We start from the raw sequence: 25,291 nt of genomic DNA, 5'->3' as shown, positions 1-25,291 counted from the left end.
CAATGCGTCTGTTCCAGAACAGCGGTCTCTATCCGTCCTATCTGCCGCGGCTGAACCAGCTTGCGGCAAAGGCGTCGACCTTCGCGGCGCGGCGCGACGTGTTCCTGCACGATCGCTTTGGCGCGGCGCATTTCCTCAAGCCGGTGCTCGACGGCGCACCCGAAGCCTTCTTCACCAATGGCGACGACGAAGTGCTGCAGCGCCGATGGGCGCATGAGCAGGGCATCAAGGGGACGCCGACGCTCGAGGCAATCCTGCTCGCGCAGATCGAGCATCACGGAACCGAGGTGTTCTACAATCTCGATCCGGTGCGCTATCCGAGCGCGTTCGTCGCCAAGCTTCCCGGCTGCGTGAAGAAGACGCTGTGCTGGCGCGCGGCACCCTCCGGAAATGCCGACCTGACCGCTTATGGCGCGGTGCTTGGAAACTTCCCTTCGATCCTCGAGGCCTGGCGCAGCAAGGGGTGCCGGGCGGAGCTGTTCTTCCCCGCGGTCGATCCGGTGATGGAGCAATACGGCCACGGCGAACGACCGATCGACGTGGCGTTTGTCGGTGGATATTCGCGGCACCACAGCGCGCGGGGCCGGACGCTCGAGCAGGTCGCGGCGCTGGCGGCTGATCGCAACATCGTGTTCTGCCTCGATGCGTCGCGGCTGACGCGGCTCGCCGAAAGCGCGGTCGGGCGATTGTTGCCGTTGGGGAAGCACCGGCGTCCCGAAGCCATCGCGCGGATCGCGAGGTTGCCGCTGTTCGGCAGGAACCTCTACGAATTGTTCGGATCGGCGAAGATCGTGCTCAACGGCGCAATCGACATGGCCGGCAACGATCGCGGCAACATGCGCTGCTTCGAGGCGATGGGCTGCGGAGCGCTGCTCGTGTCGGACGCCGGCAGTTATCCGGAGGGGATGCAGGATGGCGTCACGATGCGCACCTACGACGCTCCTGAAAGGGCCGCCAAGGCGATTTCAAGCAGCCTGCAGGATTGGCCACATTGGGCCGGGATCGCTGTAACCGGCAGGAGGCGCGTGCACGAAACCTACAGCAAGGCCTCGCAATGGGCACATTTTGTCGACCTCGTCGCGCGCACCAAGCCGTGCTAGACCATCGTAGCGGGAGCTTGCAGGATGGCCGGGCGTTGAGAATGTGGGGTAATGACATGACTTGCGGGTTGAGATGGCCGGACTTGCGGGCCGAGCTAGCCGGCCGACTGGCTCGCTTTCTGTAGGCCGCATGAATCTCGATTTCCTGATCCAGCGATTAACCGGCCGCAATTTTGACTACCTGGTCCAGCGGCTGATCGGCCGCGCCACTTGCCGGCTGCAGGACGGTGCGGTGCTTGGCACTAGCGCGAGAGTCAAGAACATCGTCGGCGACACTGACAGGATCGTGGTTGGATGCCATAGCCGGATTCTCGGAGAGCTTATGACGTTCGCTCATGGCGGGGAGGTCCGGATCGGCGAGTGGTGCTACATTGGGGAGGGGACACGGATCTGGTCCGCGGTGTCCATCGAAATCGGAGACCGTGTTCTCATCTCGCATTCGGCGAACGTCTTTGACAGCCTCACGCATCCGCTGCGCGCGGCAGAGCGGCATCAGCAAGTCCAACAGATTCTTACGCGCGGCCATCCGCGTGAGCTCTCGCTTGACGAGCGTCCTGTCCGGATTTGCGATGATGCCTGGATCGGGGCCGGTGCAATGGTTTTGCGCGGTGTGACCGTAGGGCAGGGCGCCGTTGTCGCCGCCGGAGCGGTCGTGACCAAGGATGTCCCGGCGTTTTCGATCGTGGCAGGAAATCCGGCCGTGCTGGTCAGGGAGCTCGGGCCCGATGAACGGTGAACGTAAGTTCACGACCTGGGAGGAGGCCGTGGTCTGGCTGCGCAATCAGCCCGACCAGCGCCAGCTCATGCTCGACGCGTTCTACGACGATCCCCTTATCGGCGCCGCGGAGCGCTACTTTCAAAGCGCTGAGTGGCAGGCGATCGCCGCGCTGCTGGCGGGAAGGTCGGGCGCAGCGCTCGACGTCGGCGCCGGGCGCGGCATTGCGAGCTACGCGCTCGGCCGAACCGGCTTTGCCGTGACCGCGCTCGAGCCGGATGCCAGCGCGATCGTCGGGGCTGCGGCGATCCGCGATCTCGCCGCCCAGGCGCAACTGCCCATCAGGGTGGTCGAGGAATTTTCCGAGCGGTTGCCGTTCGACGATGCGACGTTCGATGTTGTGTTCGCGCGTGCCGTCCTGCATCACACCAGGGACCTTGAGGGGGCGTGCCGCGAGATGTTCCGCGTGCTACGCCCCGACGGCCTGCTGATCGCCGTGCGCGAGCACGTCATCAGCAAAGAAGCTGATCTCCCTCAATTCCTCGCCCAGCATCCGCTACACCACCTCTATGGAGGCGAGCACGCCTTCGTTCTCGATCGCTACACCGGTGCATTGACAGCTGCCGGATTTTCCGCGATCGAGATCCTTGCCCCGCTCACGAGTCCCATCAACCTTGCACCCCATACAGAGGACACGCTAAGGGCCGCGGTCGTCGAGAAGCTGGCACAGAGGATTCCCATGCGCCCGGTATGGCGCGGTGCACTCGCCTCGCAACGCGTGTTTACGTCGCTGCTCAGGATTGCCACGCGCTTCGACCGCAGACCGGGCCGGCTCTACTCGTTTGTTGGCCGCAAGCCGGTTTGAATGCTCGCATGCGGGGCGCGTGGTCCTGCTTGTTGAGATTCGACGCTCGTGCCGAGCATATTTCCCGCGGCGACGGCACAAGACTTCTGGCGCAGTCGAATTTTCGAGCGGGACGCCAAGCTTGAGCGGTCTGGGCTTTTGGCCTACGACTAAAACTGCTCCAGAAACAGGCGATGCAGCCTTGGACAGAATGATGGCCGACGAAGAGACCAAACTGCACCGGATCGACGAAGGCTCGATTTACGCAAACGCGGAGTATCTTGCAAACAATCCCTCCTGGCATGTCGAAGAGTCACCCTGGAAGGCAGACAAGATTTACGAAATCCTGCGCAGAAACGGCCTCACTCCGTCCCGAATCGCGGAAGTAGGCTGCGGAGCAGGCGAAATTCTTGTGCAGCTTAAGGCGCGCCTGCCGGGGACTTCGTTCGTAGGTTACGAGATGTCGGAGCAGGCTTTCAAGCTGGCGGCGACACGCGAGCGCGACGGCATTCACTACGTCAACGGCAACCTGCTTGAAATTGACGCCGATTTCGATGCCTTGCTGTGCATCGACGTATTTGAACACGTCGATGATTACATTGGATTCATCAAGGCGCTGAAATCCCGCGCGGAATACAAGGTTTTTCATATTCCGCTTGATCTTTCCGTTCAGTCGGTTTTGCGCAGTGATGCTCTGATCGGAATCCGATCCAGGGTGGGCCATCTCCATTCCTTCACCAAGGAAACGGCCCTGGAGACGATCAGGTACTGTGGATACGATGTGATCGACTACAATTTTACAGCGCTGGCCATCGAGCCCCTTGGCCGAGGTCTTCGGGCCAATCTCATGAAGGTGCCTCGCGTGCTATTGTCCAAACTATCGGTAGACTTGGCGGCCCGTATTTTAGGCGGATGGTCGTTGATGGTACTTGCGAAATAGCGCGACGGCTGCCCCGTCGGCTCCATTCCTTCATCGGCCGCAGGCCCGCCCGTGGGCGGGCCCGCTCTCAGGCGAGACCGTCGTCGAACCGGCTGTCCCACGCGCGCTGCATGCTCTCGGCGATGGATACCGAGGGGACCCAGCCGGTCAGCGCTTTTAACTTGTCCGTGGATGCCTTCAGCATGGGGCGGTCGACCGAACGCATCCGCGCCGGGTCCTGCTGAATGTCGATCCTGATACCGGACGCCGCCGCAATGGCTTCGACGACTTCACCAACCGAGTGCGTGCGCCCGGTGCCGAGGTTCGAGATGATCGGGCCATGGGCGAACGCGTCGCTGGCCCCGAGCGCGCGGAATCCGCGCGCAACGTCGCTGACGTCGATGTAGTCGCGATGCGGAAACAAATTGCCCAGCGCAAGCCGGGTCGTGCCAGCCGCGAGTTGCTCGACGATCGCCGGCACCAGATGCGGATTGGTCTCGCCGGGGCCGACGACATTGAACAGCCGAACGATCGTCGCGCGGACCTTGTTCTGCGCATGGAAATAGCGGACGAAGTGTTCGGCATGAAGCTTGGTGTAGCCGTAGATATCGACCGGACCGAGCATGTCGTCCTGCTCGATATGGGCTGCGTCGGCCGGACGATAGACCGCAGCAGTCGATGCAAGAACGAATTTGGTGCCGGGCGCGACCGCGTGCAGCAGGTTGACGGTGCCCGAGACGTTGATGCTGTTGGTCGATCCCGGTTCCGCCTCGCAGGCCGGAATGAAGTGGACGGCTGCCAGATGAAACACGATGTCCGGCTTGATCCGGTGGACGATCTCTCCAACCTTTCCGGAATCGCGGATGTCACAGCGATGCAGGACGAACCTGTTCTGGTCCATCTTCGCAAGCCGGGCCTCGCCGCAGGCCAGATTGTCGATGACGTGGATGTCGCGGGCGGAGTTTTCCGCGATGAGCTGGCGAACCAGTTCACGGCCCACGTAGCCGACGCCGCCGGTGACGACTATGGAACCACCGTTCATCCGCATCTCCTCTTGAAATGGGCTCCAAAATAGCCGACTTCTCGCGCGATCTTCGACGTCCGGTTAGCGAATTTTTCTCCAAAGGGCTAGCGTTTGATGGGATCGCGCGGGTGACGAACCGCCGAATCCGCAGCGTTGGGCGGAATAGGCGAATGCAGGAAGCACAGTTCGCGAACGGTCGCGGGAGCGACGCCGGGCAGGCCGCGGGGCCGGTGACGGGAGGCGCGCCGATGCGTGTCGCGTTCACCCATATCTCGCGCCGGCGCTGGGCCGGCGGTTACAACTATCAGAGCAACCTGTTTGCGGCTCTGGCGCGATTCCGGCCGGGCGAGTTCGCTCCCACCCTGTTTGCCGGCAAGCGGGACGATGCGGATGAGCTGGCAGGGCCCGCCGCCATCGCGGGCGTCGAGGTCGTTCAATCCGCGGCATTTGACGGACAGGCCGGCCTGATTGAGGCGCTGACGCTTGGTATCGACCGGACCGCGGCTGAAGCCTTTCGCGCCCATCGGATCGATGCGGTGTTCGAATCGGCACGCTTCTTTGGCTGGCGCTTGCCGCGTCCGGCGGTGGCCTGGATTCCTGACCTGCAGCATCTTGCCCTGCCGCACATGTTCACGACGGCCGGGCGCTGGCGCCGCGAAATCGGCTTCCGCGTCCAGATGGCGTCGGGCCGGACCATCATGCTGAGCAGCGAGAGTGCGCATCGCGATTTCAGGACCTACTATCCGCGCGCCGGGAACGATGTCTGCGTGGTTCGCTTCGCGACCCAGCCGCCGGCCGCCTTCCTGAACACGGATCCGTCCGAGGTGATCGCGACCTACGGCCTGCCGGAAAGCTATTTCTACCTGCCCAATCAGTTCTACCGTCACAAGAACCATCAGCTCGTGGTCGACGCGTTGACGATCCTGAAGGAGCGCGGCGCCAACGTGGTGGTCTGTGCCTCCGGCAGCACCGAGGATCGCCGCGAGCCGGGCTATTACGAACAGGTCAACGCGCAGGTTCGCGAGCGCGGCCTCGATGCGCATTTCCGCCATGTTGGGACGATCCCCTTGTCACACGTCTACGCGCTGCTGCGGGCATCGACCGCACTGATCAATCCATCGCGTTTCGAGGGGTGGAGCACGACGGTCGAGGAGGCGAAGTCGTTCGGCGTTCCGATGATCCTGTCCGATCTCGATGTGCACAAGGAGCAGACCGACGGGGCTGCACGCTATTTCGGCGTCAATGATCCGGTCGCGCTCGCGGACCACCTGATGCAAGTTTCACAGCAGGCGCGCGGGCTCGTCGTTCGGAACGTCGTCCCGCATCAGGACGACAGCGTCCGCGCCTTTGCGGCGAGTTTTGCGGCCACCATGCGACGGGCTGCCGGTCAGGAGATCAGTGAGCCAGTCGCAAGATAGAAGCTGAGGTCGTGCAGCAGATCGCGCGGGCGCTGCTTCACCCGGCGAGGTTGACGTTCATCGCGTGAACGGGGTAGAGGAGAGCTCAGGCGCTGGGTCGGATGTCATGCCGCGGCGGCCAGACTGCGCGTCCTGTCGAATTGTCAACGAAACCCAGACGAACAGGTTAGTCCCACGTGTGCGGCATATTCGGCCTCATCGCCAAGAACGGGCTCGTTGATGCTGATCAAGTCGATCGACTGACCGATCTGGTCGCTCACCGCGGGCCGGACGGGCGCGGCGTGAGGGTCAATGGCAATGTCGGGTTGGGACACCGGCGCCTCGCCATCATCGATCTGACCGAAGACGGCGCGCAGCCGATGCGCGACAGGCTGCTTCCGATCTGGATCACCTACAACGGTGAAATCTACAACTACCTCGAGCTCCGCGCGGAACTCGAGGCGCTCGGACATGTCTTCCACACCGCGTCCGACACCGAGGTCCTGCTGGCCGCCTATGTCCACTGGGGCGAAAACTGCCTCGACCGCTTCAACGGCATGTGGTCGTTTGCGATCCATGACGAGCGCGACAATACGCTGTTCTGCGCGCGTGATCGCTTCGGTGTGAAGCCATTCTACTATGCCGACACGGCGACGCAGTTCGCATTCGGTTCGGAGATTCGCCAGTTGCTGCCGCTGATCGGGCGCTCCGTCGCCGACGACGATCTTGTCAGGGATTTTCTCGTCTGCGGCCTCAGCGACCATACCAATCGCACCTTTTTCAAGGGCATCGAGAAGCTCGCCCCCGGACACAAGATGCGCGTCGATGTGGCAACAGGCCGGATCAGGACGGAGCGCTATTATTCGCTGGCGCCTCGCCCGGACGTCGCTGACGGGAAGGATGCAGCCAAATTGCTGCGAGAGCTGCTCGACGACGCAACGCGTCTGCGCCTGCGCTCGGACGTTCGCGTCGGAACCTGCCTGTCGGGAGGACTGGACAGTTCGAGCGTCGCGACGCTGGCAGCACGGCGCTATGCGACGACCTCCAACGATCGCTTCTTTGCCATCACCGCAGTCAGCGAGCAGGCCGCCAATAACGAGGAAGCCTACGCGGCCGAAATCGTGGCAAGCGCCGAGCTGAACTGGTTGCGCACCAAGCCGGGCTACGAGGATTTCGCGTCGACGGCGGAAACCCTGCTCGAGGTTCAGGAGGAGCCGTTCGGAGGCCCCTCGATCATGATGCAGTATGAGGTGATGAAGACGGCGCGCGCGAACGGCGTGATTGTGCTTCTCGATGGTCAGGGCGGCGACGAAACGCTGCTCGGATATCATCGCTATTATGCGGCCTGGCTCCGCGACCACTTTCATCGCTCGGGTGTGCGCGGATTTTTCTCCGCCTTCGGCGCGGCCAGGAAGGCGGGCGTTTCAGCCAGTCGCCTGTTGATGTATTTGTTCGGGGCCAGCCTGGCGGGACTGCGAGCCGGCGTCTACCGTTGGCGATACGCGTTCCTGAAGAGTCCAGCCCTGCCGGAGTCGCTGCGCCGTTTTGCGCGAAACACCAACGATGCACGTGAGATGCAGGTTCTGGAGATCACCGAAACCAACCTGCCGATGCTGCTGCGTTTCGAGGACAAGAATTCGATGCGGTTCGGCGTCGAAACGCGATTGCCATTCCTCGATTACCGCTTTGTCGAATTTTCACTGAGCTTGCCGACCCGGATCAAGGTCAATCACGGCTGGACAAAATGGCCGCTCCGCGCAGCCATGCAGGACGTTCTTCCGGCCAACATCTGCTGGCGCAAGGACAAGATCGGCTTTGCGGCTCCCGATCAGCTCTGGCTCAACCGACACTCGCCGGTGATGTATGACAAGGTGATTGGCAGCACGCTGCTGGCCCGCTACGTCGACATGGCTGCAGTGAAGAGGAAATTCCACCGGCTCGACCTCGGAATGCGCTGGCGGCTCTATTGCGTGGCGCTCTGGGGCGAACGCTTCCGGGTTGGAGCCCCATGAAGATCTGTATGCTGTCGAGCGTCCATTCGGCCAACGACATTCGAATTGTTGAGAAGGAAGCGCGAAGCCTGTCCGAGGCAGGTCACGAGGTGACCGTCGTGGCGCGGCCGCCGCGCCCAGGCGACACAGGACGCATCGCGTTCAAACTGATCGAGCAGGCCTCGGTCGCGCGCTGGAAGCGTCCGTGGGTCGCGGGGAGGGCGGCAATTGCACTTGCCCGCGCATCCGGGGCCGATGTCGTGCAATTCCACGATCCGGAACTGATACCGTTCGCGCTCCTGCTCAAGAGCCGGCGCTGCAAGGTGGTCTATGACGTTCACGAGGACGTGCCGTCGGACATCCATTCCAAGCGGTGGATTTGGCCCTGGATGCGGCCTCTGGTGGCGCGCGCGATGGAACTGGTGGAGCGGAGCGCGGCGCGGCGCTTTGATGCGATCGTGGCTGCGACGCCGGCGATAGCGGATCGCTTTCAGAGCTATGGCGCTGATGTCACGCTGGTCAGGAACACCGTGCGGCTCGACGAATTCATCGAGCCGACGCCGACCACAAAACGGCAGCGTCAGGCGGTTTACGTCGGCCGCACCAGTTTCGATCGCGGGTTGGTCGAAATGGTGGAAGCATGCGCCGCGGTGCGTCTGCCGCTCGTGCTCGCGGGAACCATCGGCCGCGAAGAACAGGCCTGGCTTGAGAAATCATCCGCCGACGTGTCATACAGGGGCAGGCTGGGACGTGGTGAGATCGCGACGCTGCTGAACGAAAGTCTCATCGGACTCAACCTGCTATTGCCCGAACCGAATTATTTGCTCTCACTTCCAACCAAGCTCTTTGAATACATGGCCGCTGGGCTACCCGTCATTTCGAGTGATCTGCCGAAATCCAAGGAGATCGTCGAGGCCGCCGGCTGCGGCATCGTCGTGTCGCTCAGGGATCGCGCGGCGCTGCTCGACAGCCTGTCCAGGCTGGCGGACGACCCTCAAATGGCGATCGGACTGGGGCTGGCGGGACGGGCGGCGGTTGCCGGGAATTTCAATTGGCAGCACGACGCGGCGGAGCTCAACGACCTCTACCGGCGATTTGCTTCACCCGGGGCGGCGGCATGAACATCTGGCTGGTGCATCCCTTTGCTGGCGGACCCGGCCTGGGGCGTCACTATCGTCCGTTCTGGCTGGCGGACGCCTGGGGCAAGATGGGGCACCGGGTGGTGGTGGTCAGCGCCGCCTTCCATCATCTGCACAGGCAGCCGCGCGTTCCGGGGCCGCAGCGGATCAACGACATCGACTTCTGGTTTCTCGATACACCGCGCTATGGCAGCGGCAGCCTGGGGCGGCTCCGCAACAATCTGAGCTTCGGGCCGGCCTTCGGCTCGGCGGCGTCTGCAATTGCCGCACGGTTCGGCAAACCGGATCTGATGATTGCGTCGAGTCCGCATCTGTTCTTCATCTCAGCGGCGCATCAGGTCGCGCGGCGTTTCGATGCGAGGTTCTGGCTGGAGGTCCGCGACCTCTGGCCCGAGAGCATCATCGCGCTCGGAATGACCCCGGCATGGCATCCGCTGATGAAGGTGCTCGGCTGGAAGGAGCGCTCGGCGTATCGCGCGGCAGATCGCGTGATCTGCCTGCTGGCCGGAGCGGAACCCCATATGCGGGCACGTGGCTTGCCGGCCGGCAGGTTCCTGTGGATTCCGAACGGGGTCTCCGACGGCGAGATCCAGAGCGCACTGACGATCGACAATCTTCGCCACCCCCTGACCGATCGCATCAATCTGCTGAAGCAGCAGGGCAGGCGGGTGGTGCTTTACGCCGGCGGCATGGGTCCTCCGAACGCCGTGGAGGCTATTCTCGATGCGGCTGCCATCCTCGGCAAATCGAACTCCGAGATTCGTTTCGTGATGATCGGTTCAGGGACCTCGCGAGCCGCGCTCGAACAGCGGGCGGTCGCGCTTGGTAATGTGGAGTTTCACGATGAAGTCGATCGGTCGGTCGTGCACAGCATGCTGCATGCTTCCGATTGCGCGGTCGTCGCCTTCCACAAGAACGCGCTCTATTACCATGGCATCAGTCCCAACAAGCTGTTCGACTACTGCTTGTTCGCGCCGCGCAGCGTCATAGCCTGCGAGGAGCGGGCGCTGGCCGGGCTCGAGGATCTGGTGACCGCGCGATGCGCACCTGATGATGCTGATGCGCTTGCGGCATCGCTGCGTGCCGCTCTCGACGGTCCGGCGCGTCTGCGCGGCGATCGTGTCGCCGCCGCGCAGCGATACAGCTATTCGACTCTCGCGGCGCAGTATCTGGCCGAGCCCCGTGATCCGGCCTGAAGTGTGGCCATTGCGACACAGGCTCGCGAGATAAATTCTTTTATAATCAGATAGTTGCGATGTTCATGGCGTGAACGAATTTGCTTGACGTTCATCGTGTGAACGCGCTATCAGCCTCTCCAGTGGGGATAGGCGTGATGGCAGGCACTCTACCGACGGATGAGAATGACAGCGACCGGCTCGTGCTCGGGCTGCTCACCTCTCTTGAGGCGGATGGCGCGCAATCGCAGCGGCGGATCGCAGCCGAACTGGGCGTCGCACTCGGTCTGGTCAACGCTTACCTGAAGCGGGCGATCAAGAAGGGCTTCGTCAAGGTCGGGTCGGCGCCCGCGCGACGATATGCCTACTACCTCACGCCGCAGGGCTTCTCCGAGAAATCGCGGCTCACCGTGCAATTCCTGTCCGACTCCTTTTCGCTCTTCCGCAAGGCGAAGGATGAATATGGCAAGCTGTTTGAACGCGCGCAGGCGCGGGGCTTCAGGCGCGTTGTGCTTGCCGGACAATCGGACCTTTGCGAAATCGCGATCCTGTGCGCGGTCGACGGGCCGATCTCGGTCCTTGCGATCGTTGATCCCGATGCAACCGCGTCCCGGTTCATCGGAGTCAAGGTGGTTTCCTCCTATGCGTTGGTGGATGAGCCGTTTGATGCGGTCGTCGTGACCCATTTGACTGGCGCGCGACATGTATTCGACCAGGCGGTCAGCAAGTTCGGGGTGGAGAAAGTGCTCGCCCCGGACCTGCTGGGCTTGCGTCCAAAGCAGCCGCAGGGGGCGTGATGGCGATGCAGCCCGATTCGCGCTGGTACGTCGTGCAGACACAGGTCAATGCCGAAGCCAAGGCGGCGGCGGGCCTCGTGCGGCAGGGATTCTCCACCTACCTTCCCCGCTATCAGAGACGCCGCAGTCATGCGCGGAAGGTGGAACTGGTGCCGCGGCCGCTATTCCCGCGCTACCTATTCGTCGCAATCGATGTTGCGGCCCAGCGCTGGCGCGCCATTCAATCGACGCTCGGTGTTTCGCATCTCGTGTGCGTGGGCGACCGGCCGGCCGCGGTGGAAAGTGGCGTCATCGACACGCTGAAATCGCGCGAGGACGAAGCCGGATTTATCCAGCTCGTACGCCGGCCGGCTTTCTCGCCCGGTGACACCGTGCGAATTGTCCAGGGTGCATTCGTCGATAGTCTTGCGCTCGTCGAAGATGCCAGCGATCACCATCGCGTGGCTGTGCTTTTGAACCTGCTGGGCCGCAAGGTTCGCGTTCTCGTCGGGGCGGATCTGATCGCCGCGGCTTGAGTGCGTCCGCTGCCTGGCGGACGTGATGGATATATTTTGGCTTGGGTGTGACGCTCGATTCACCCCGAGTGCGGTAGCTTGCCTGAAGCAAACAGCTTGCCTAAACAGAGCAGAAAGTTCGAAGAGAGGAATTTCATGACGATCTACGCGCTGATCGGTGCTGCCGGCTACATCGCGCCACGGCACATGCGGGCGATGGCCGATACCGGCGGGAAGCTCGCGGTGGCCTACGATCCCAACGACTCCGTGGGAATCATGGACAGCCATTTTCCGGATGCCGAGTTCTTTACGGAATTTGAGCTGTTCGATCGCCACGTCGGTGCGTTGCAGCGCGACGGCAAAAAGCTCGACTACATGACGATCTGCTCGCCGAACTACCTTCACGACGCGCACTGCCGATTTGCACTTCGCTCCGGGGTGGACGCCATCTGCGAAAAGCCGCTGGTGCTCAATCCCGGCGACATCGACGGACTGGCGGCCATTGAGCGCGATACCGGCCGGCGCATCTCCACCATTCTGCAATTGCGCCTGCATCCGGCGATCATCGCGCTTCGCGACCGCTTCGCCAATTCGCAGAAGCGCCACAAGGTGGAGCTCACCTACATCACATCGCGGGGGCGCTGGTATCACACCTCCTGGAAAGGCGCGGAGGAAAGGTCCGGCGGTGTCGCCACCAATATCGGGGTGCATTTCTTCGACATGCTGAGCTTCGTGTTCGGTCCCGCCAGCCGCAACGAGGCGCACCTGCGCGAGCCGGAGAGGGCTGCAGGCTCGCTGGAGTGCGAGCGCGCCGACGTGAGCTGGTTCCTGTCGCTGGACCGCAACGACCTGCCGGACAGCGTGAAAGGCAAGAAGACGACCTTTCGCTCCATTACCGTCGATGGCGAAGAGGTCGAGTTCTCCGAAGGTTTCACCGATCTCCATACCAGGAGCTATGAGGAGATCGTCGCCGGCCGCGGCTTCCGTCTGGACGAAGTCCGCCCCTCGATCGATATCGTTTCCACGTTCCGCACGGCGCCGCTCGTTCGAAGCAATGGCGTTCACACCTTTGCCCAGAAGGCGATGCACAAATGAGCGAGATGCGCGAGGATCCGCGCTTCCCCGGCGTGTTGATCCATCAATCGAGCTACGTCGACGACGGTGCCGTGCTTGGACGCGGCACCAAGGTCTGGCACTTCTGCCATATTCTGTCGCGCACGGTGATCGGCGAGAATTGCTCGATCGGCCAGAACGTGATGATCGGTCCAAACGTGAGGATCGGAAACGGCTGCAAGATCCAGAACAACGTCTCGATCTACGATGGCGTCGAGCTCGCGGACGACGTGTTTTGCGGTCCGAGCTGCGTCTTCACGAACGTCAACAATCCGCGCGCCGACGTTTCCAGAAAGGATGAGTTTCGCAAGACGCCGATCGGACGCGGGGTGAGCATCGGTGCCAATGCGACCATCGTCTGCGGGCATTCGCTGGGCGAATACTGCTTCATCGGGGCCGGTTCGGTGATCACGAAGGATGTCCCTGCGTTTGCATTGATGGCGGGCAATCCCGCAAGAAGGATCGGCTGGATGAGCAGGGCCGGCGAGCGGCTCGGCGACGATCTGAAGTGTCCGCGGTCCGGCGAAGCTTACGTTGAAATTGATGGTCGATGCCTTCTCAAAGAGAAGCACTAGGCTGGCGTTTTTTTCCAAACCAACTTCAGTTAACCCAGATGATTCCAGTCACCCATCCGGTTCCTCCGCTCACTGCGGTCGACGCGCCCAATCTTCGGCGTCTTGAGTTTCTGCTGCTTTGCGATTTCATGCCAGGCAGCGCCTCCACGATCATTGACCACGTCATGGGTCTCAAGGAGTTCTCCAGGCACTCGATCCAGATCTTCAACTCGCGGGGCGACGTCTCCAATCTGCTCGAGCTCGACCGATTTGACGGTGTCATCATCCACTATTCTCTCGTCGCCTGCATGGACACCTATATCGGCCCGAATCTGCGGGCCGCCATTTGCAGGTTCAAGGGGCTGAAGGCCGCCTTCATCCAGGACGAGTATCGCTGGATCAACGACACGATGGCCGCGTTCCGGCAACTCGGCGTCCATATCCTGTTCAGCGTCGTCCCGCAGGAGATCATGGACGACTACTATCCGCAGGATCGGCTGCCCAATGTCGTCCGGGAAACCGTGCTCACCGGCTACGTCCCAGGCGAGTTGCTCAGCAGGACAGTGCCGCGTCTCGAGGATCGATCCATCGATGTCGGTTATCGTGCGAGAAAGGTTCCCGACTGGTTGGGAAGCTTTGCCCAGGAGAAGTGGCTGATTTCCGGTCGGTTTGAGGCGGATGCCGCCCTGTACGGACTGACCTGCGACATGTCCACACGCGAGGAAGACCGCATCTACGGCGAGAACTGGATCAAGTTCCTTGCCAACTGCAAGGCCGTCCTCGGCACCGAAAGTGGTGCCAGCGTTTGCGACTTCACCGGCGAGATTCAGCGCAACGTAGACCAGCATCTGGCCCGCGATCCGTCGGCGAGCTTTGAAACGCTGCGTGATCTGTATTTCAAGGATGAGGACAATCGAGTCATTCTCGCCGTCATCTCGCCGAGATGCTTCGAGGCGGCCGCGCTGCAAACCTTGATGATCCTGTACGAGGGCACCTATTCCGGAAGGCTTGAGCCCTGGCGGCACTATGTGCCGCTGAAAAAGGATCATTCCAACATGGCCGAGGTCATGGAGGTGCTGCGCGATCCGGTGCGGGCGCAGGAGATTGTCGACCGGGCCTATCGTGAGGTTGCGCTCAATCCCGACAACAGCTTCGAGGCAATGGTCCGGCAGGTCGATCGCGCTATCGACCGTCGATATCACCCTGAAATGGCGGCAACGAAACGGTGCTATGCCGAAGGGGAGCTTGTCGCATTGCTCGCGCGCGAAAAGCGCCGCATGCGGCGCCGGGAGCTGATGCAGAAAGTGATGCGGAAGGCGAGGCAGACGGTACGCCACCGTCTGGTCGTCATCGCGAAGGTCGTTGCAGCGAATGGCGTCATCCATGTGGCGCGTTTGACGCCGGGTCCACTCCGTCGTTGGGCGAAACGGATCGTTTTGAGGCACACGAGAATTCGTCGCCTGATCGGGATTGACGCGTGACAGCTGCCGTCCCACGCTGCCGGATGCAGGGTTAATCTTCGATCGTGCGCATCCTTATCCTGCACGAACTTGACGATCTTGGCTCGGCGCGGCGTACGTCGATCAATCACGCGTTCGCACTGGTCAAATATGCTCCTGAGCACGAATACACGCTGCATAGCGCACGCCAGCCCGTCACCGCCCGTCTTCGCGAACAGGCCTTCGACGCGATCATTCTCGACACCACGTTTCTGTGCTGGAGATGGGCGAGGCCGAAATCGCTGTGGCTGGATCGGCTCCTCGATGCCCACGACTTCATCGCGAAGTCGGATGCCGTCAAGGTGGCGCTGCCCCAGGACGAGTACGACCACGCCGAAATACTCGACAACTGGCTTTCGGACTGGAAGGTCGATCTCATCTATTCCGTCTGCTACGACCATCATGCGGAGTTCTATCCTCGCGCGGGGAAGCATGCCCGGGTGCTCGAGGCGCTGACGGGATACGTTGACGACGCCGACATCGGGCTGATGCAGCGCTTTGCCGTCCCGTTCAAGGACCGGGAGATCGACGTCGGCTACAGGGCCAGGGCGCTGCCTGCTTATTTTGGAAGAATTGGCCAGCTGAAAACCGAATTGGGCGATCGCTTCCGCTCCAGCATGGCCGATCGCCAGCTGAAGCTGGATATCTCGACGCAGGCGCGCGACGCCCTCGTTGGCGACGCCTGGCTGCAGTTTCTGGGCAACAGCAAGTTCACCCTGGGCTGCGAGAGCGGAAGTTCGCTGCTGGACGCCAGGGGGGAGATCAGGGAATGCGTCGAGCGGCGGCTGCAGCGCAACCCGGCGGCCAGCTTTGAGGAATTGGAGCAGGCCTGCTTTCCCGGTCAGGATATGCGGAATGTCTATACCGCAGCGGGTCCGCGCCTGTTCGAGGCGGCGATCGCACGCTCCTGCCAGATCTTGACGCCCGGCAATTACGCCGGTGCCCTGAAGGCGGGTGAGCACTACATCGCGCTCGCGCCGGATTGCTCGAATGTCGAAGACGTCTATGAGCAGATGCAGGACGAGGACGCCAATATGGCGCGGATCGAGGCCTGTTACCGTGCCTTGGTCGAGGATCCGAAGTTCCGCTATAGGAATTTCGTGGCAGGTCTGCTAGCGGAAGTTCGAGATGCGGCGGTCAGGAAGGGCCGACGACTCCCTGATTGCGGTAGCTCAACCGGTACGGTAACAGACGAGCTTGCCTTACGGGAATCGTTTACCCGCGCCGTTCTTCGCGCGCATCAGCATCACATCGAGGATGTGAAGGAAATCAGGTTGCTACCCAATTTCCTTCACGCAGTTGTCGTTACGCTTGTCCGCCAGATGCTGTCACTCGCGCGCAGAATTCGCGGATAGCTTTGGTGTCTTTGCAGCGATCTTGAATATCGAGGTTCTCTGAATTCATGTGTGGCATTGCAGGATTTGCATCTCTGTCCGGTCATCCCGTCGCAAGGCGCGTCGCGTCGCTCAACGCGATGAGCAGCTTGATTGCGCATCGCGGGCCCGATGGTTCAGGGCAATGGAGCGATGACGCCGGAAGCGTCGGGCTGGTCCACCGTCGGCTTGCGATCATCGATTTGACGCCTGCCGGCGCCCAGCCCATGAAGGGGGCGAACGGCACCGTGATTTCCTACAACGGGGAAATCTACAACTTCGTCGAACTTCGCGAACAGCTCTCGGACGGCTGGACGTTCCAGTCCCATTCGGACACGGAGGTGATCCTCGCCGCCTATGCCAAATGGGGCGAGCGCTGCGTCGATCATTTGCGCGGGATGTTCGCCTTCGCGATCTGGGACGAGAGAAACAAGAAGCTGTTTGCCGCGCGCGATCGCTTCGGGATCAAGCCGTTCTACTATACGGTGCAACAGGGGGTCTTCTACTTCGCATCCGAAGCCAAGGCGCTGCTGCCGTTCTTGAGCGACATCGAAACCGACGCCGATGCGCTGAGCGAGTATCTCACGTTTCAGTACACGATCGGCAAGAAGACCCTGTTCAAGGGGATATCAGCCCTGCTGCCCGGCCATCTGCTTCGGCTCGCGGGCGGCGACGTCATGACGTCCCGGTACTGGGACGTGCAGTACGATGTCGATTTCGATCGCAGTCCCGCCTATTTCGAGCGGCGCTTCACCGAACTGCTGTCGGACTCGATGCAGGTGCATCTGCGCTCCGACGTTCCGGTCGGCGGTTACGTGTCGGGTGGTCTCGACTCCAGTCTCGTTGCGCTGATGGCCTCCAAGCTGGATCACCGCAGCCGCGACGCATTCCACGGCCGCTTTCTCGAATTTCCTGGCTATGACGAGAGCGGCTACGCCAAGACGGTGACCGATCTGGCTGATATGTCGCTCCACATGGTCGACATCACTGCCGCCGACTTCCGCAACAGCATCGGCGACGTGATTTACCATCTGGACTTTCCGGTCGCCGGACCGGGGTCGTTTCCGCAATACATGGTGTCTGCGCTCGCGGCGAAGAACGTCAAGGTCGTGCTCGGTGGACAGGGCGGCGACGAGCTGCTCGGCGGCTATGCGCGGTATCTGGTCGCCTATTTCGAGCAATGCATCAAGGCGGCGATCGACGGCACCTACCAGAGCGGCCACTACGTGGTCACGATCGAGTCGATCGTGCCCAATCTCGGGCTGCTGCGCGAATACAAGCCGATGATCAAGGAATTCTGGCGCGATGGCCTGTTCGCGGATCTTGATCGCAGGTACTTCCGCCTGGTCGATCGTTCGACCGACATGGTCGGTGAGGTCGATTGGAGCGCGCTGAACAAGGAGGGTGTGTTCGAGTCCTTCCGCGCGATCTTCAACAACCAGGACAATGTGCGGAAGGAAGCCTATTTCGACAAGATGACGCACTTCGACTTCAAGTGCCTGTTGCCGGCGCTGCTTCACGTCGAGGACCGCATGAGCATGGCGCACGGCCTGGAGAGCCGCGTGCCGTTACTGGATCATCCCCTCGTGGAGTTTCTCGCTACCGTGCCGGCCGACGTGAAGTTCATGGGCGGGCAGATGAAGCAGCTCATGAAGACGGCTTATCGCGACACCCTGCCGAAGGCACTGCTGCAGCGGCGCGACAAGATGGGTTTCCCGGTGCCGCTGAAGGAATGGTTCGACGGCGAGCTCAAGGACTTTGTCCTTGATATATTTGGTGAACAGCGTTCGAAGCATCGCCCGTTCTTCAACAGCGATGTCGTGCTCTCCAGCTTTGGCGAGCAATCCCGCTTCTCCCGAAAGACGTGGGGTCTTCTCAGTCTGGAACTCTGGCACCAACGGTTTCATGACCGGGCGGCCGAGTTCCGCGCGATGGTCAGTGCTTAAACTTCTCAATCTGGATGGTGGCTATGAAGATATTTGTAACCGGCGGAGCCGGGCAGGTCGGATCAACGGTTATCGATATGCTGCTGTCGCGCGGCGACACGGTGGTTGCGATCGACAATTATGCGACGGGCAGAGCCGACAACCTCACCAAGCACGCAAATCTGACCCTGGTCGAGGACACGATCGCGAATGCTGCGGTGGTCGATCAGCTGTTCTCCGACTTCCGGCCTGAGGTCGTGATCCATACCGCGGCGTCCTACAAGGATCCGGAGGACTGGAGCAGCGATGCATTGGTGAACGCGGTCGGCACGGCCAACATCGCGAAGGCCTCCAAGACCTTCGGCGTATCCCGTCTGATCTACTTCCAGACGGCGCTCTGCTACGGCACGAAGCCGCTCCAGTCGCCGATCCCGCTCGACCATCCCATCAACCCGGTCAATTCCAGCTACGCGATCTCGAAGACGGCCGGCGAGCACTACGTGCAGTTCTCCGGGGTCGAATGGGTGACGTTCCGCCTTGCCAACGTGATCGGGCCGCGAAACGTGTCGGGGCCGCTGCCGATCTTCTACGGGCGGCTGGCCAAGGGACAGAAGTGCTTCGTCACCCCGGCGCGCCGCGACTTCTGCTACGCGGGTGATCTTGCCCGCGTCGTCGTCAAGGCCGCCGATGGTGTCGGTCGCGGCACCTATCACTTCTCCTCGGGTAAGGATGTCGCCATCAAGGAGCTCTACGATTCCGTGGTGCGCGCCATGAAGATCAATGATTACCCGGAGCCGGAAGTGAAGCCGCTCGGTCCGGACGATGCACCTTCGATCCTCCTCGACCCGTCACGTACGTTCAAGGATTTCGGCGACGTCGAGTTCACCTCGCTCGACGAGATTGCCCGTCTGTCTGTTGAACGTTGGGAGAAGGAAGGCGTCGTCGGCGGCTATACGCACCTGAAGGAAGCGCGTGCGGAAATCCGCACCTGATCGGAACCACGATATGCGCATCATCATCACCGGCGGCGCGGGCTGCCTCGGCTCGAACCTGATCGAGCACTGGTTGCCGCAAGGCCACGAGATTCTCGTCATCGACAATTTCGCCACCGGCAAGCGCGAGGTTGTGCCGGCCCTTCCCGGCCTGACCTTGATTGAAGGTTCGATCGCCGATCGGGATCTCGTTGCCTCGGCATTCGAGAAATTTCGACCGACGCATGTCGTGCATTCGGCGGCTTCCTACAAGGACCCGGCGAACTGGCGCGAAGATATCGCAACCAACGTCGATGGCACCGCGAACGTGATCGACGCGGCGCGGGCCGCCGGCGCGGGCCGGATCCTGAACTTCCAGACCGTGCTGTGTTACGGCCGGCCGGAAAGCACACCGATCCCGGTCGAGCATCCGCTCCGGCCGTTCACCAGCTATGGCATCTCAAAGGTTGCCGGCGAGCAGTACCTGGCGATGAGCGGTCTGCCTTACGTGTCGCTGCGGCTTGCCAACGTGACGGGGCCTCGTCTGGCGATTGGTCCGATCCCGACCTTCTACAAGCGCCTGAAGGCCGGGCAGGGCTGCTTCTGCAGCGACGCGCAGCGCGATTTCCTCGACATGTCTGACTTCCTGGCCGCGGTGGATCTCGCGATGGCCGAGCAGGCGCCGACCGGCGTTTTCAACGTATCGAGCGGGATCGGTCACTCGATCAAGGAAATCTACGACCTCGTGCGTTCTCACCTTGGACTGCAGGCCGATCCTGATGTGAAGGTGGTGCCGGTCGGTGATGACGACGTGCCGTCCGTCGTTCCCGATCCGAGCAGGACCCGTGCAGTTCTCGGATGGCAAGCCAAGGTGCCATTCGATGAGACCATCCGGCGCCTGCTTGCGTGGTACGACGCCTATGGCGTGAGCGATGTCTATAGTCACCTGGCGGCACCAAAGAGCTGATCATGAAGTCATTTAACGGATCGACCATTCTCGTCGTCGGCGGAGCCGGGTTCGTCGGCTCTAATCTCGTGCGGCTGCTGCTAGAGCAGGCGCCGGCCAAGGTCATTGTCGTCGACAATCTGCTGTCGGCCGATGCCTCGAACGTGCCGCCTGATCCCCGGATCCAGTTCGTGCCGCGTCCGATCACCGAAGACGCCGTGCTGGCCGCGCTGCCGGAGGATCTCGACTTTGCCTTCCACCTTGCGTGCTTCCACGGCAACCAGTCGTCGATCGCCGATCCGTTGGCGGATCATGACAACAACACGCTGACGAGCCTGAAGCTGTTCGAAAGGCTCAAGGACATACGCTCGCTGCAAAAGGTGGTGTACGCCGCGGCTGGCTGTGCAGTGGCCGAGAAGACCTTTGACGGCGCCTCGGCGACGACGGAGGACGCTCCGGTCTCGCTGTTTCACGACAGTCCCTATTCGATCTCCAAGCTGATCGGGGAGATGTACGGAAATTACTACTTCACCCGGTACAAGCTGCCCTTCGTGAAGGCGCGGTTCCAGAACGTCTACGGGCCGGGCGAAATACTGGGGGCCGGCCGCTGGCGCGGCACCGTTCACACGGTTTGGCGCAATGTCACCCCGACCTTCATCTGGAAGGCCCTGCATGGCGAAGCCCTTCCGGTCGAGAATGGCGGGATCGCGTCGCGGGATTTCATCTTCGTGGAAGACATGGCGCGGGGACTGATGGCGTGCGCGCTCGGCGGTGAGCCCGGCGAAATCTACAATCTTGCCTCGGGTGTCGAGACCAGCATCCTTGATCTGGCGAAGCGGGTGAATTCGATCGCCGGCAACCAGACCCCGATCGCGCTCACGCCGGCGCGTGATTGGGACCGGTCGGGTCAGCGCTTCGGCGATCCGGGGAAGGCGCGCGAAAAGCTCGGCTTCGTCGCGAGCGTCGCGCATGAGGATGGCCTCAAGCGGACCATCGCGTGGACCCGGGAAAACCGTGACCGCATCCTCGGCTGCATGCGCAATCACGTTGCGCATGTGGCCGACGTCGCGAAGTATTCCTGATGTCGATCAAGATCCTCACGGTGGTCGGTGCGCGGCCGCAGTTCATCAAGGCCGCGGCGGTCAGCCGGGCCATCCGCGAAACGGATGGACTGACGGAGGTGATGATTCACACCGGTCAGCACTTCGATGCGAACATGTCCGACCTGTTCTTCGAGGAATTGGCCATCCCGAAGCCGAAACATCATCTGGATATCAATGGCGGCGGTCACGGCGACATGACCGGGCGGATGCTGATGGAAATCGAGCCGATCCTGCTTGCCGAAAAGCCGGACTGGGTCGTGGTCTACGGCGACACCAATTCGACCCTGGCCGGTTCGCTGGCGGCGGCAAAGATCCACATTCCGGTCGCCCATGTCGAAGCCGGGCTCCGTTCCTTCAACCGGCGCATGCCCGAAGAGCTGAACCGGATTGTGACGGATCATCTCTCGACCCTTCACCTCTGTCCCACCGCAACCGCAATCGCAAACCTTGCGGCTGAGGGCGTGGTCAAGGGCGTGCATCACGTCGGCGATGTGATGTACGACGCCACGCTGTTCGCTCTGGAGAAGGCCGAGGTCAGCTCCACGATCCTGAATGAACTGGGGCTGCAACCCGGGCAATACGCGCTTGCCACCGTGCACCGTGCGGAAAACACCGACGATCCGGTGCGGCTCCGCGATGTCGTTCAATTCCTGCTGGAGCAGTCGCGCGGGCGCACCGTGGTCCTGCCACTGCATCCGCGCACCCGGGGCGCCGCCTCGCGGCTGGGCGTGAGCCTGGAAGGGCTGCGTATCATCGACCCGGTCGGCTATCTCGACATGGCCAAGCTGCTGCACCACGCCAGGGAAGTGTACACGGATTCCGGCGGCCTGCAGAAGGAAGCCTACTTTCATCGCGTGCCATGCGTGACGCTGCGCGACGAAACCGAGTGGACCGAGACGGTCGCAAACGGCTGGAACCGGCTCTGGAAGGGACCGGCGCATCTGGCGCGGAACGACATCACCGACTACGGCCAGGGACGGGCAGCTTTCGAGATCGCGGAACTGCTACGGGACCAGGCTCCATCGCGCGCAGCAGGCTGAGATCATTGCCAACGGGATTCGTACCCGTTGGCCTCCTGGCGGTTCTCCAGCATCTCAAGCAGTCATCGTTACTTTGCCGCGAGCTTGACTTTGTCTGCTCGTGGTGAGGCGTAAAACTCCAGTCCAAGAGGTCGGCCTTGGAAATCAACGGCAAGAAGTTCCTCGTCATCGGCGGAGCGGGCTTGATCGGCTCGCATGCGGTCGAACAGCTCGCGAAGCACGACGTCGGCGAGATCGTGATCTTCGATAATTTCGCGCGCGGCTCGCTCGAGAATGTCGAGCGGGTGCTCAGCGATCCGCGTGTCAAGATATTCGAGGCAGGTGGCGATGTCTGCCAATCCGATATCCTTGATGCCGCGATGAAGGGCAAGGATGGGGTGTTCCATTTTGCGGCGCTGTGGCTGCTGCAATGCCATGAATTCCCCCGGGCGGCCTTCGACACCAATATTCGAGGGACGTTCAATGTGCTCGAAGCCTGCGTCGCGAACCGGATCAAGCGTCTCGTCTATTCCTCTTCGGCCTCGGTCTACGGCGATGCGGTCGAGGAGCCGATGACCGAAGACCATCCGTTCAACAACAAGAATTTCTACGGCGCGACCAAGATCGCCGGCGAGGCGATGGCGACGGCGTTCTGTCACCGTTATGGCCTGCCTGCGGTCGGCTTGCGCTACATGAACGTCTACGGGCCGCGTCAGGATTATCAGGGCGCCTATATTGCGGTCATCATGAAGATGCTCGACGCGATCGACCGCGGCGAGGGGCCGACCATTCTGGGCGACGGTTCGGAAGCCTTCGACTTCGTTTCGGTGCTCGATTGCGCGCGGGCAAATCTCTGCGCGATGTCGGCCGATACGGTTGCCCGCTACTACAATGTCGGGACCGGCGAGCGAACCTCGCTCAAGGAACTCGCGGAAATGCTGTTGCAGCTGACCGGGTCGAACCAGCCGATCAAGTACGCGCCGCGCAGCAACGCGACCTTCGTGCGCAATCGGGTCGGCTCCACGAAGCGCGCGGCCGAGGAAATCGGCTTCACCGCGGAAGTCGATTTGCGTGAGGGACTGCAGATGCTGATCGAATGGCGATCGAAGCATCGGGCCGGCCTTGAGCGGCGGCGCGCCAAGGCCGGCATTGAGTAAGGCCCTGCAGTCCAGGATCGGACGGATTTAGAGATGTGCGGCGTTGCGGGCATTCTTAACCTCGATGGGCGGCCGGTGTCCTCGCATGTTCTGCGTGGGATGACGCAGGCGATCGCCCACCGTGGCCCTGATGGTGAAGGCCAATGGATTGACGGTTCGATCGGACTCGGGCATCGCCGGCTGGCGATCATCGATCTGAGCCCGACCGGCGCGCAGCCGATGCAAACGGCGGATGGCCGGTTTGTGATTTCCTACAATGGCGAAATCTACAATTATCGGGAACTTCGCGCCGAGCTCGAAGCCCAGGGACATGTCTTCAGGTCCAGCAGCGATACCGAGGTCCTGTTGCAGGCGATCGCAGCGTGGGGACTGGGTGCCCTGCAGCGTTTCAACGGCATGTTCGCCTTCGCGCTGTGGGACCGCAAGGAGCGCAGACTTACGCTTGCGAGGGATCGCTACGGCATCAAGCCGCTGTACTACTGGTTGGGTGGCAACCAGTTGCTGTTCGCGTCGGAATCGAAGGCGTTTCGCGCCGTTCCAAACTTCAACGCGCAGCTCGATTCCGAGGGCTTGCTGGAGTACTTCACATTCCAGAATTTCTTCACGGACCGCACCTTGCTCAAGGGCGTCCGCATCCTTCCCGCGGGCTGCTATATCAGCGTGTCGAGCGAGGCAGGCGCTGGAACGCAGCCGAAGCTGACGCGCTACTGGGACTACAATTTCCAGGAGCCGGAAACGGCGCGGTCTGAAGCGGACTATCAGGATGAACTTGAGCATCTGATCCAGCAGGCCGTGACGCGGCAACTGGTGTCAGATGTGGACATCGGGGCTTATCTGTCCGGCGGAATGGACTCGGGTACGATCACGGCGATTGCGGCGCAGTCGCTGAGCTACATGCGCACGTTCACCTGCGGTTTCGACCTGAGCTCGGTGTCAGGCATCGAACTTTACTACGACGAGCGCGCGGCTTCGGAGCGGATGTCGTATCTGTTTCGCACCGAGCACTACGAAATGGTGCTCAAATCGGGCGACATGGAGCGCGTTCTTCCCAAGCTGGCCTGGCATCTGGAAGAGCCGCGCGTCGGACAGAGCTATCCGAACTACTACGTCGCTCAGCTCGCCAGCAAGTTCAACAAGGTCGTCCTTGCGGGAACAGGCGGCGACGAGATCTTCGGTGGCTACCCCTGGCGCTACTACCGCGCGGTCGTGAACCAGAGCTTCGAGGAATATATCGACAAGTACTACGAGTACTGGCAGCGGCTTGTACCGAACACTGTGCTGAAGCGCGTCTTCGCACCGATCTGGGGCGACGTGCAGGGCGTCTCGACCCGCGATATCTTCAGGGACATGTTCAATCAGCACGCCGAGCGTCTGACCCGCCCGGAGGATTACGTCAATCATTCGCTCTATCTGGAGGCCAAGACCTTTCTCCATGGCTTGTTGACTATGGAAGACAAGCTCTCAATGGCGCATTCGCTAGAGACGCGCGTTCCGTTCCTCGACAACGATCTTGTCGACTTTGCCATGAAGCTGCCGGTCCGGATGAAGCTCGGCAAGCTCGATGAAGTCGTGGCATTGGACGAAAACGAGCTGGGCAGGAAGACGGCGGCATACTTCCAGAAGGCTCATGACGGCAAGATGCTGCTGCGGAATGTGATGCTGCGCCATATCCCCCAGGAGGTCGTGGAACGCGAGAAGCAGGGCTTCTCCGGTCCTGACGCAAGCTGGTTCAAGGGCCAAAGCATCGACTTCGTCCGCAACGTCCTGTTCGATGATCAGGCGAAGATCTATCGCTATCTCGATCCCAAGCCGATCAGGGAGTTGGTCGATGATCATCTCCACGGTCGGGAGAATCGCAGACTGCTGATATGGTCGCTGATCAACGTCGAATACGCGTTGCGCGCGCATGTTGAGGACTGCGGATGATATCCCGGCAGGGTTGGGAGAGATGTCTCGCAGCCTCCTTGGTCCTCGAGAACGCCCAAACGCGATCTTAACAATGACAAAATGTCGGCCAGATGTATGTAGAGCTGCGT

Annotated in this window: 22 protein-coding genes; 21 read left to right on the top strand and 1 reads right to left on the bottom strand. The window is 61.7% G+C overall.

The annotated features are described in order from the left end of the window. Positions 1-2: 2 nt before the first annotated feature. From WDM24_RS28970 to WDM24_RS28955, 4 genes are all read left to right on the top strand, one after another. On the top strand, positions 3-1,100 hold the full coding sequence (locus tag WDM24_RS28970; protein WP_338828210.1) for a glycosyltransferase: 1,098 nt from the start codon (positions 3-5) through the stop codon (positions 1,098-1,100). 130 nt (positions 1,101-1,230) lie between these two features. Then, positions 1,231-1,836, top strand: coding sequence for an acyltransferase (locus WDM24_RS28965; protein WP_338828209.1), 606 nt, complete (start codon positions 1,231-1,233; stop codon positions 1,834-1,836). A 28-nt stretch (positions 1,837-1,864) separates the two neighbouring features. Beyond that, positions 1,865-2,680: a class I SAM-dependent methyltransferase gene (locus WDM24_RS28960; RefSeq protein ID WP_338828208.1), complete on the top strand. Its 816-nt coding sequence runs from the start codon at positions 1,865-1,867 to the stop codon at positions 2,678-2,680. Positions 2,681-2,873: 193 nt separating this feature from the next. Continuing rightward, a complete protein-coding gene (locus WDM24_RS28955) occupies positions 2,874-3,599 on the top strand; it encodes a class I SAM-dependent methyltransferase (protein ID WP_338828207.1) in 726 nt (241 codons plus the stop codon). Positions 3,600-3,666: 67 nt separating this feature from the next. Here WDM24_RS28955 and WDM24_RS28950 read toward each other — a convergent pair whose 3' ends face one another. Then, on the bottom strand, positions 3,667-4,620 hold the full coding sequence (locus WDM24_RS28950) for an NAD-dependent epimerase/dehydratase family protein (RefSeq protein WP_338828206.1): 954 nt from the start codon (positions 4,618-4,620) through the stop codon (positions 3,667-3,669). A 152-nt stretch (positions 4,621-4,772) separates the two neighbouring features. Between WDM24_RS28950 and WDM24_RS28945 the strand changes: the two genes are divergently transcribed. The 17 genes from WDM24_RS28945 (at position 4,773) to asnB (WDM24_RS28865) (ending at position 25,181) form a co-directional block, all read left to right on the top strand. Continuing rightward, entirely contained in the window at positions 4,773-6,020 is a 1,248-nt protein-coding gene (locus tag WDM24_RS28945; protein ID WP_338828205.1) for a glycosyltransferase family 1 protein, read from the top strand. A 176-nt stretch (positions 6,021-6,196) separates the two neighbouring features. After that, positions 6,197-8,011: an asparagine synthase (glutamine-hydrolyzing) gene (gene asnB / locus WDM24_RS28940; RefSeq protein WP_166305651.1), complete on the top strand. Its 1,815-nt coding sequence runs from the start codon at positions 6,197-6,199 to the stop codon at positions 8,009-8,011. After that, the gene (locus WDM24_RS28935) at positions 8,008-9,111 is read left to right on the top strand and encodes a glycosyltransferase family 4 protein (protein WP_338828204.1); all 1,104 of its coding nucleotides are present in this window, start codon (positions 8,008-8,010) and stop codon (positions 9,109-9,111) included. The genes asnB (WDM24_RS28940) and WDM24_RS28935 overlap by 4 nt, the downstream gene beginning before the upstream one ends. Beyond that, positions 9,108-10,325: a glycosyltransferase family 4 protein gene (locus tag WDM24_RS28930; protein ID WP_338828203.1), complete on the top strand. Its 1,218-nt coding sequence runs from the start codon at positions 9,108-9,110 to the stop codon at positions 10,323-10,325. The genes WDM24_RS28935 and WDM24_RS28930 overlap by 4 nt, the downstream gene beginning before the upstream one ends. 137 nt (positions 10,326-10,462) lie before the next feature. Next, entirely contained in the window at positions 10,463-11,101 is a 639-nt protein-coding gene (locus WDM24_RS28925) for a winged helix-turn-helix transcriptional regulator (RefSeq protein WP_338828202.1), read from the top strand. Then, complete coding sequence (gene nusG / locus WDM24_RS28920) at positions 11,101-11,616, top strand: transcription termination/antitermination protein NusG (RefSeq protein WP_029079929.1); 516 nt, start codon at positions 11,101-11,103, stop codon at positions 11,614-11,616. Before WDM24_RS28925 ends, nusG begins: the two co-directional genes overlap by 1 nt. Positions 11,617-11,751: 135 nt before the next feature. Further along, positions 11,752-12,690, top strand: coding sequence for a Gfo/Idh/MocA family oxidoreductase (locus WDM24_RS28915; RefSeq protein ID WP_338828201.1), 939 nt, complete (start codon positions 11,752-11,754; stop codon positions 12,688-12,690). Then, positions 12,687-13,283, top strand: a complete 597-nt coding sequence (locus WDM24_RS28910; protein WP_166305666.1) for an acyltransferase — start codon at positions 12,687-12,689, stop codon at positions 13,281-13,283. The genes WDM24_RS28915 and WDM24_RS28910 overlap by 4 nt, the downstream gene beginning before the upstream one ends. 38 nt (positions 13,284-13,321) lie before the next feature. Next, positions 13,322-14,743, top strand: coding sequence for a hypothetical protein (locus WDM24_RS28905; protein WP_338828200.1), 1,422 nt, complete (start codon positions 13,322-13,324; stop codon positions 14,741-14,743). 44 nt (positions 14,744-14,787) lie between these two features. Beyond that, positions 14,788-16,116: a hypothetical protein gene (locus tag WDM24_RS28900; protein ID WP_338828199.1), complete on the top strand. Its 1,329-nt coding sequence runs from the start codon at positions 14,788-14,790 to the stop codon at positions 16,114-16,116. Between the two features lie 47 nt (positions 16,117-16,163). Then, positions 16,164-18,080, top strand: a complete 1,917-nt coding sequence (gene asnB / locus WDM24_RS28895; protein WP_338828198.1) for an asparagine synthase (glutamine-hydrolyzing) — start codon at positions 16,164-16,166, stop codon at positions 18,078-18,080. Positions 18,081-18,103: 23 nt separating this feature from the next. Beyond that, entirely contained in the window at positions 18,104-19,051 is a 948-nt protein-coding gene (locus tag WDM24_RS28890) for an NAD-dependent epimerase/dehydratase family protein (protein WP_338828197.1), read from the top strand. A 13-nt stretch (positions 19,052-19,064) separates the two neighbouring features. Next, positions 19,065-19,997 (top strand): NAD-dependent epimerase/dehydratase family protein, encoded by a 933-nt coding sequence (locus tag WDM24_RS28885; protein WP_338690965.1) that lies wholly within the window; start codon positions 19,065-19,067, stop codon positions 19,995-19,997. Positions 19,998-19,999: 2 nt separating this feature from the next. Continuing rightward, on the top strand, positions 20,000-21,058 hold the full coding sequence (locus WDM24_RS28880) for an NAD-dependent epimerase/dehydratase family protein (protein ID WP_165124657.1): 1,059 nt from the start codon (positions 20,000-20,002) through the stop codon (positions 21,056-21,058). Next, the gene (wecB, locus tag WDM24_RS28875; RefSeq protein ID WP_338690964.1) at positions 21,058-22,119 is read left to right on the top strand and encodes a non-hydrolyzing UDP-N-acetylglucosamine 2-epimerase; all 1,062 of its coding nucleotides are present in this window, start codon (positions 21,058-21,060) and stop codon (positions 22,117-22,119) included. Before WDM24_RS28880 ends, wecB begins: the two co-directional genes overlap by 1 nt. Before the next feature lie 137 nt (positions 22,120-22,256). Continuing rightward, entirely contained in the window at positions 22,257-23,255 is a 999-nt protein-coding gene (locus WDM24_RS28870) for an NAD-dependent epimerase/dehydratase family protein (protein WP_165124653.1), read from the top strand. A 33-nt stretch (positions 23,256-23,288) separates the two neighbouring features. Next, complete coding sequence (asnB, locus tag WDM24_RS28865) at positions 23,289-25,181, top strand: asparagine synthase (glutamine-hydrolyzing) (RefSeq protein ID WP_338828196.1); 1,893 nt, start codon at positions 23,289-23,291, stop codon at positions 25,179-25,181. Positions 25,182-25,291: the final 110 nt, after the last annotated feature.

This window comes from Bradyrhizobium sp. 27S5, from assembly GCF_037217225.1.
Classification (GTDB): Bacteria; Pseudomonadota; Alphaproteobacteria; order Rhizobiales; family Xanthobacteraceae; genus Bradyrhizobium; species Bradyrhizobium septentrionale.
The sequence above is the reverse complement of the archived record's forward strand: the minus strand, read 5'-3'. Positions and strand labels throughout refer to the sequence as shown.

Excerpts from the sequence above, each read along its gene's own strand:
- WDM24_RS28970 (WP_338828210.1), top strand. The coding sequence starts at position 3 with ATGCGTCTGTTCCAGAACAGCGGTCTCTATCCGTCCTATCTGCCGCGG.
- WDM24_RS28965 (WP_338828209.1), top strand. The coding sequence starts at position 1,231 with ATGAATCTCGATTTCCTGATCCAGCGATTAACCGGCCGCAATTTTGAC.
- WDM24_RS28955 (WP_338828207.1), top strand. The coding sequence starts at position 2,874 with ATGGCCGACGAAGAGACCAAACTGCACCGGATCGACGAAGGCTCGATT.
- WDM24_RS28950 (WP_338828206.1), bottom strand. The coding sequence starts at position 4,620 with ATGAACGGTGGTTCCATAGTCGTCACCGGCGGCGTCGGCTACGTGGGC.
- WDM24_RS28945 (WP_338828205.1), top strand. The coding sequence starts at position 4,773 with ATGCAGGAAGCACAGTTCGCGAACGGTCGCGGGAGCGACGCCGGGCAG.
- WDM24_RS28935 (WP_338828204.1), top strand. The coding sequence starts at position 8,008 with ATGAAGATCTGTATGCTGTCGAGCGTCCATTCGGCCAACGACATTCGA.
- WDM24_RS28930 (WP_338828203.1), top strand. The coding sequence starts at position 9,108 with ATGAACATCTGGCTGGTGCATCCCTTTGCTGGCGGACCCGGCCTGGGG.
- WDM24_RS28925 (WP_338828202.1), top strand. The coding sequence starts at position 10,463 with ATGGCAGGCACTCTACCGACGGATGAGAATGACAGCGACCGGCTCGTG.
- nusG (WP_029079929.1), top strand. The coding sequence starts at position 11,101 with ATGGCGATGCAGCCCGATTCGCGCTGGTACGTCGTGCAGACACAGGTC.
- WDM24_RS28915 (WP_338828201.1), top strand. The coding sequence starts at position 11,752 with ATGACGATCTACGCGCTGATCGGTGCTGCCGGCTACATCGCGCCACGG.
- WDM24_RS28910 (WP_166305666.1), top strand. The coding sequence starts at position 12,687 with ATGAGCGAGATGCGCGAGGATCCGCGCTTCCCCGGCGTGTTGATCCAT.
- WDM24_RS28905 (WP_338828200.1), top strand. The coding sequence starts at position 13,322 with ATGATTCCAGTCACCCATCCGGTTCCTCCGCTCACTGCGGTCGACGCG.
- asnB (WP_338828198.1), top strand. The coding sequence starts at position 16,164 with ATGTGTGGCATTGCAGGATTTGCATCTCTGTCCGGTCATCCCGTCGCA.
- WDM24_RS28890 (WP_338828197.1), top strand. The coding sequence starts at position 18,104 with ATGAAGATATTTGTAACCGGCGGAGCCGGGCAGGTCGGATCAACGGTT.
- WDM24_RS28885 (WP_338690965.1), top strand. The coding sequence starts at position 19,065 with ATGCGCATCATCATCACCGGCGGCGCGGGCTGCCTCGGCTCGAACCTG.
- WDM24_RS28880 (WP_165124657.1), top strand. The coding sequence starts at position 20,000 with ATGAAGTCATTTAACGGATCGACCATTCTCGTCGTCGGCGGAGCCGGG.
- wecB (WP_338690964.1), top strand. The coding sequence starts at position 21,058 with ATGTCGATCAAGATCCTCACGGTGGTCGGTGCGCGGCCGCAGTTCATC.
- asnB (WP_338828196.1), top strand. The coding sequence starts at position 23,289 with ATGTGCGGCGTTGCGGGCATTCTTAACCTCGATGGGCGGCCGGTGTCC.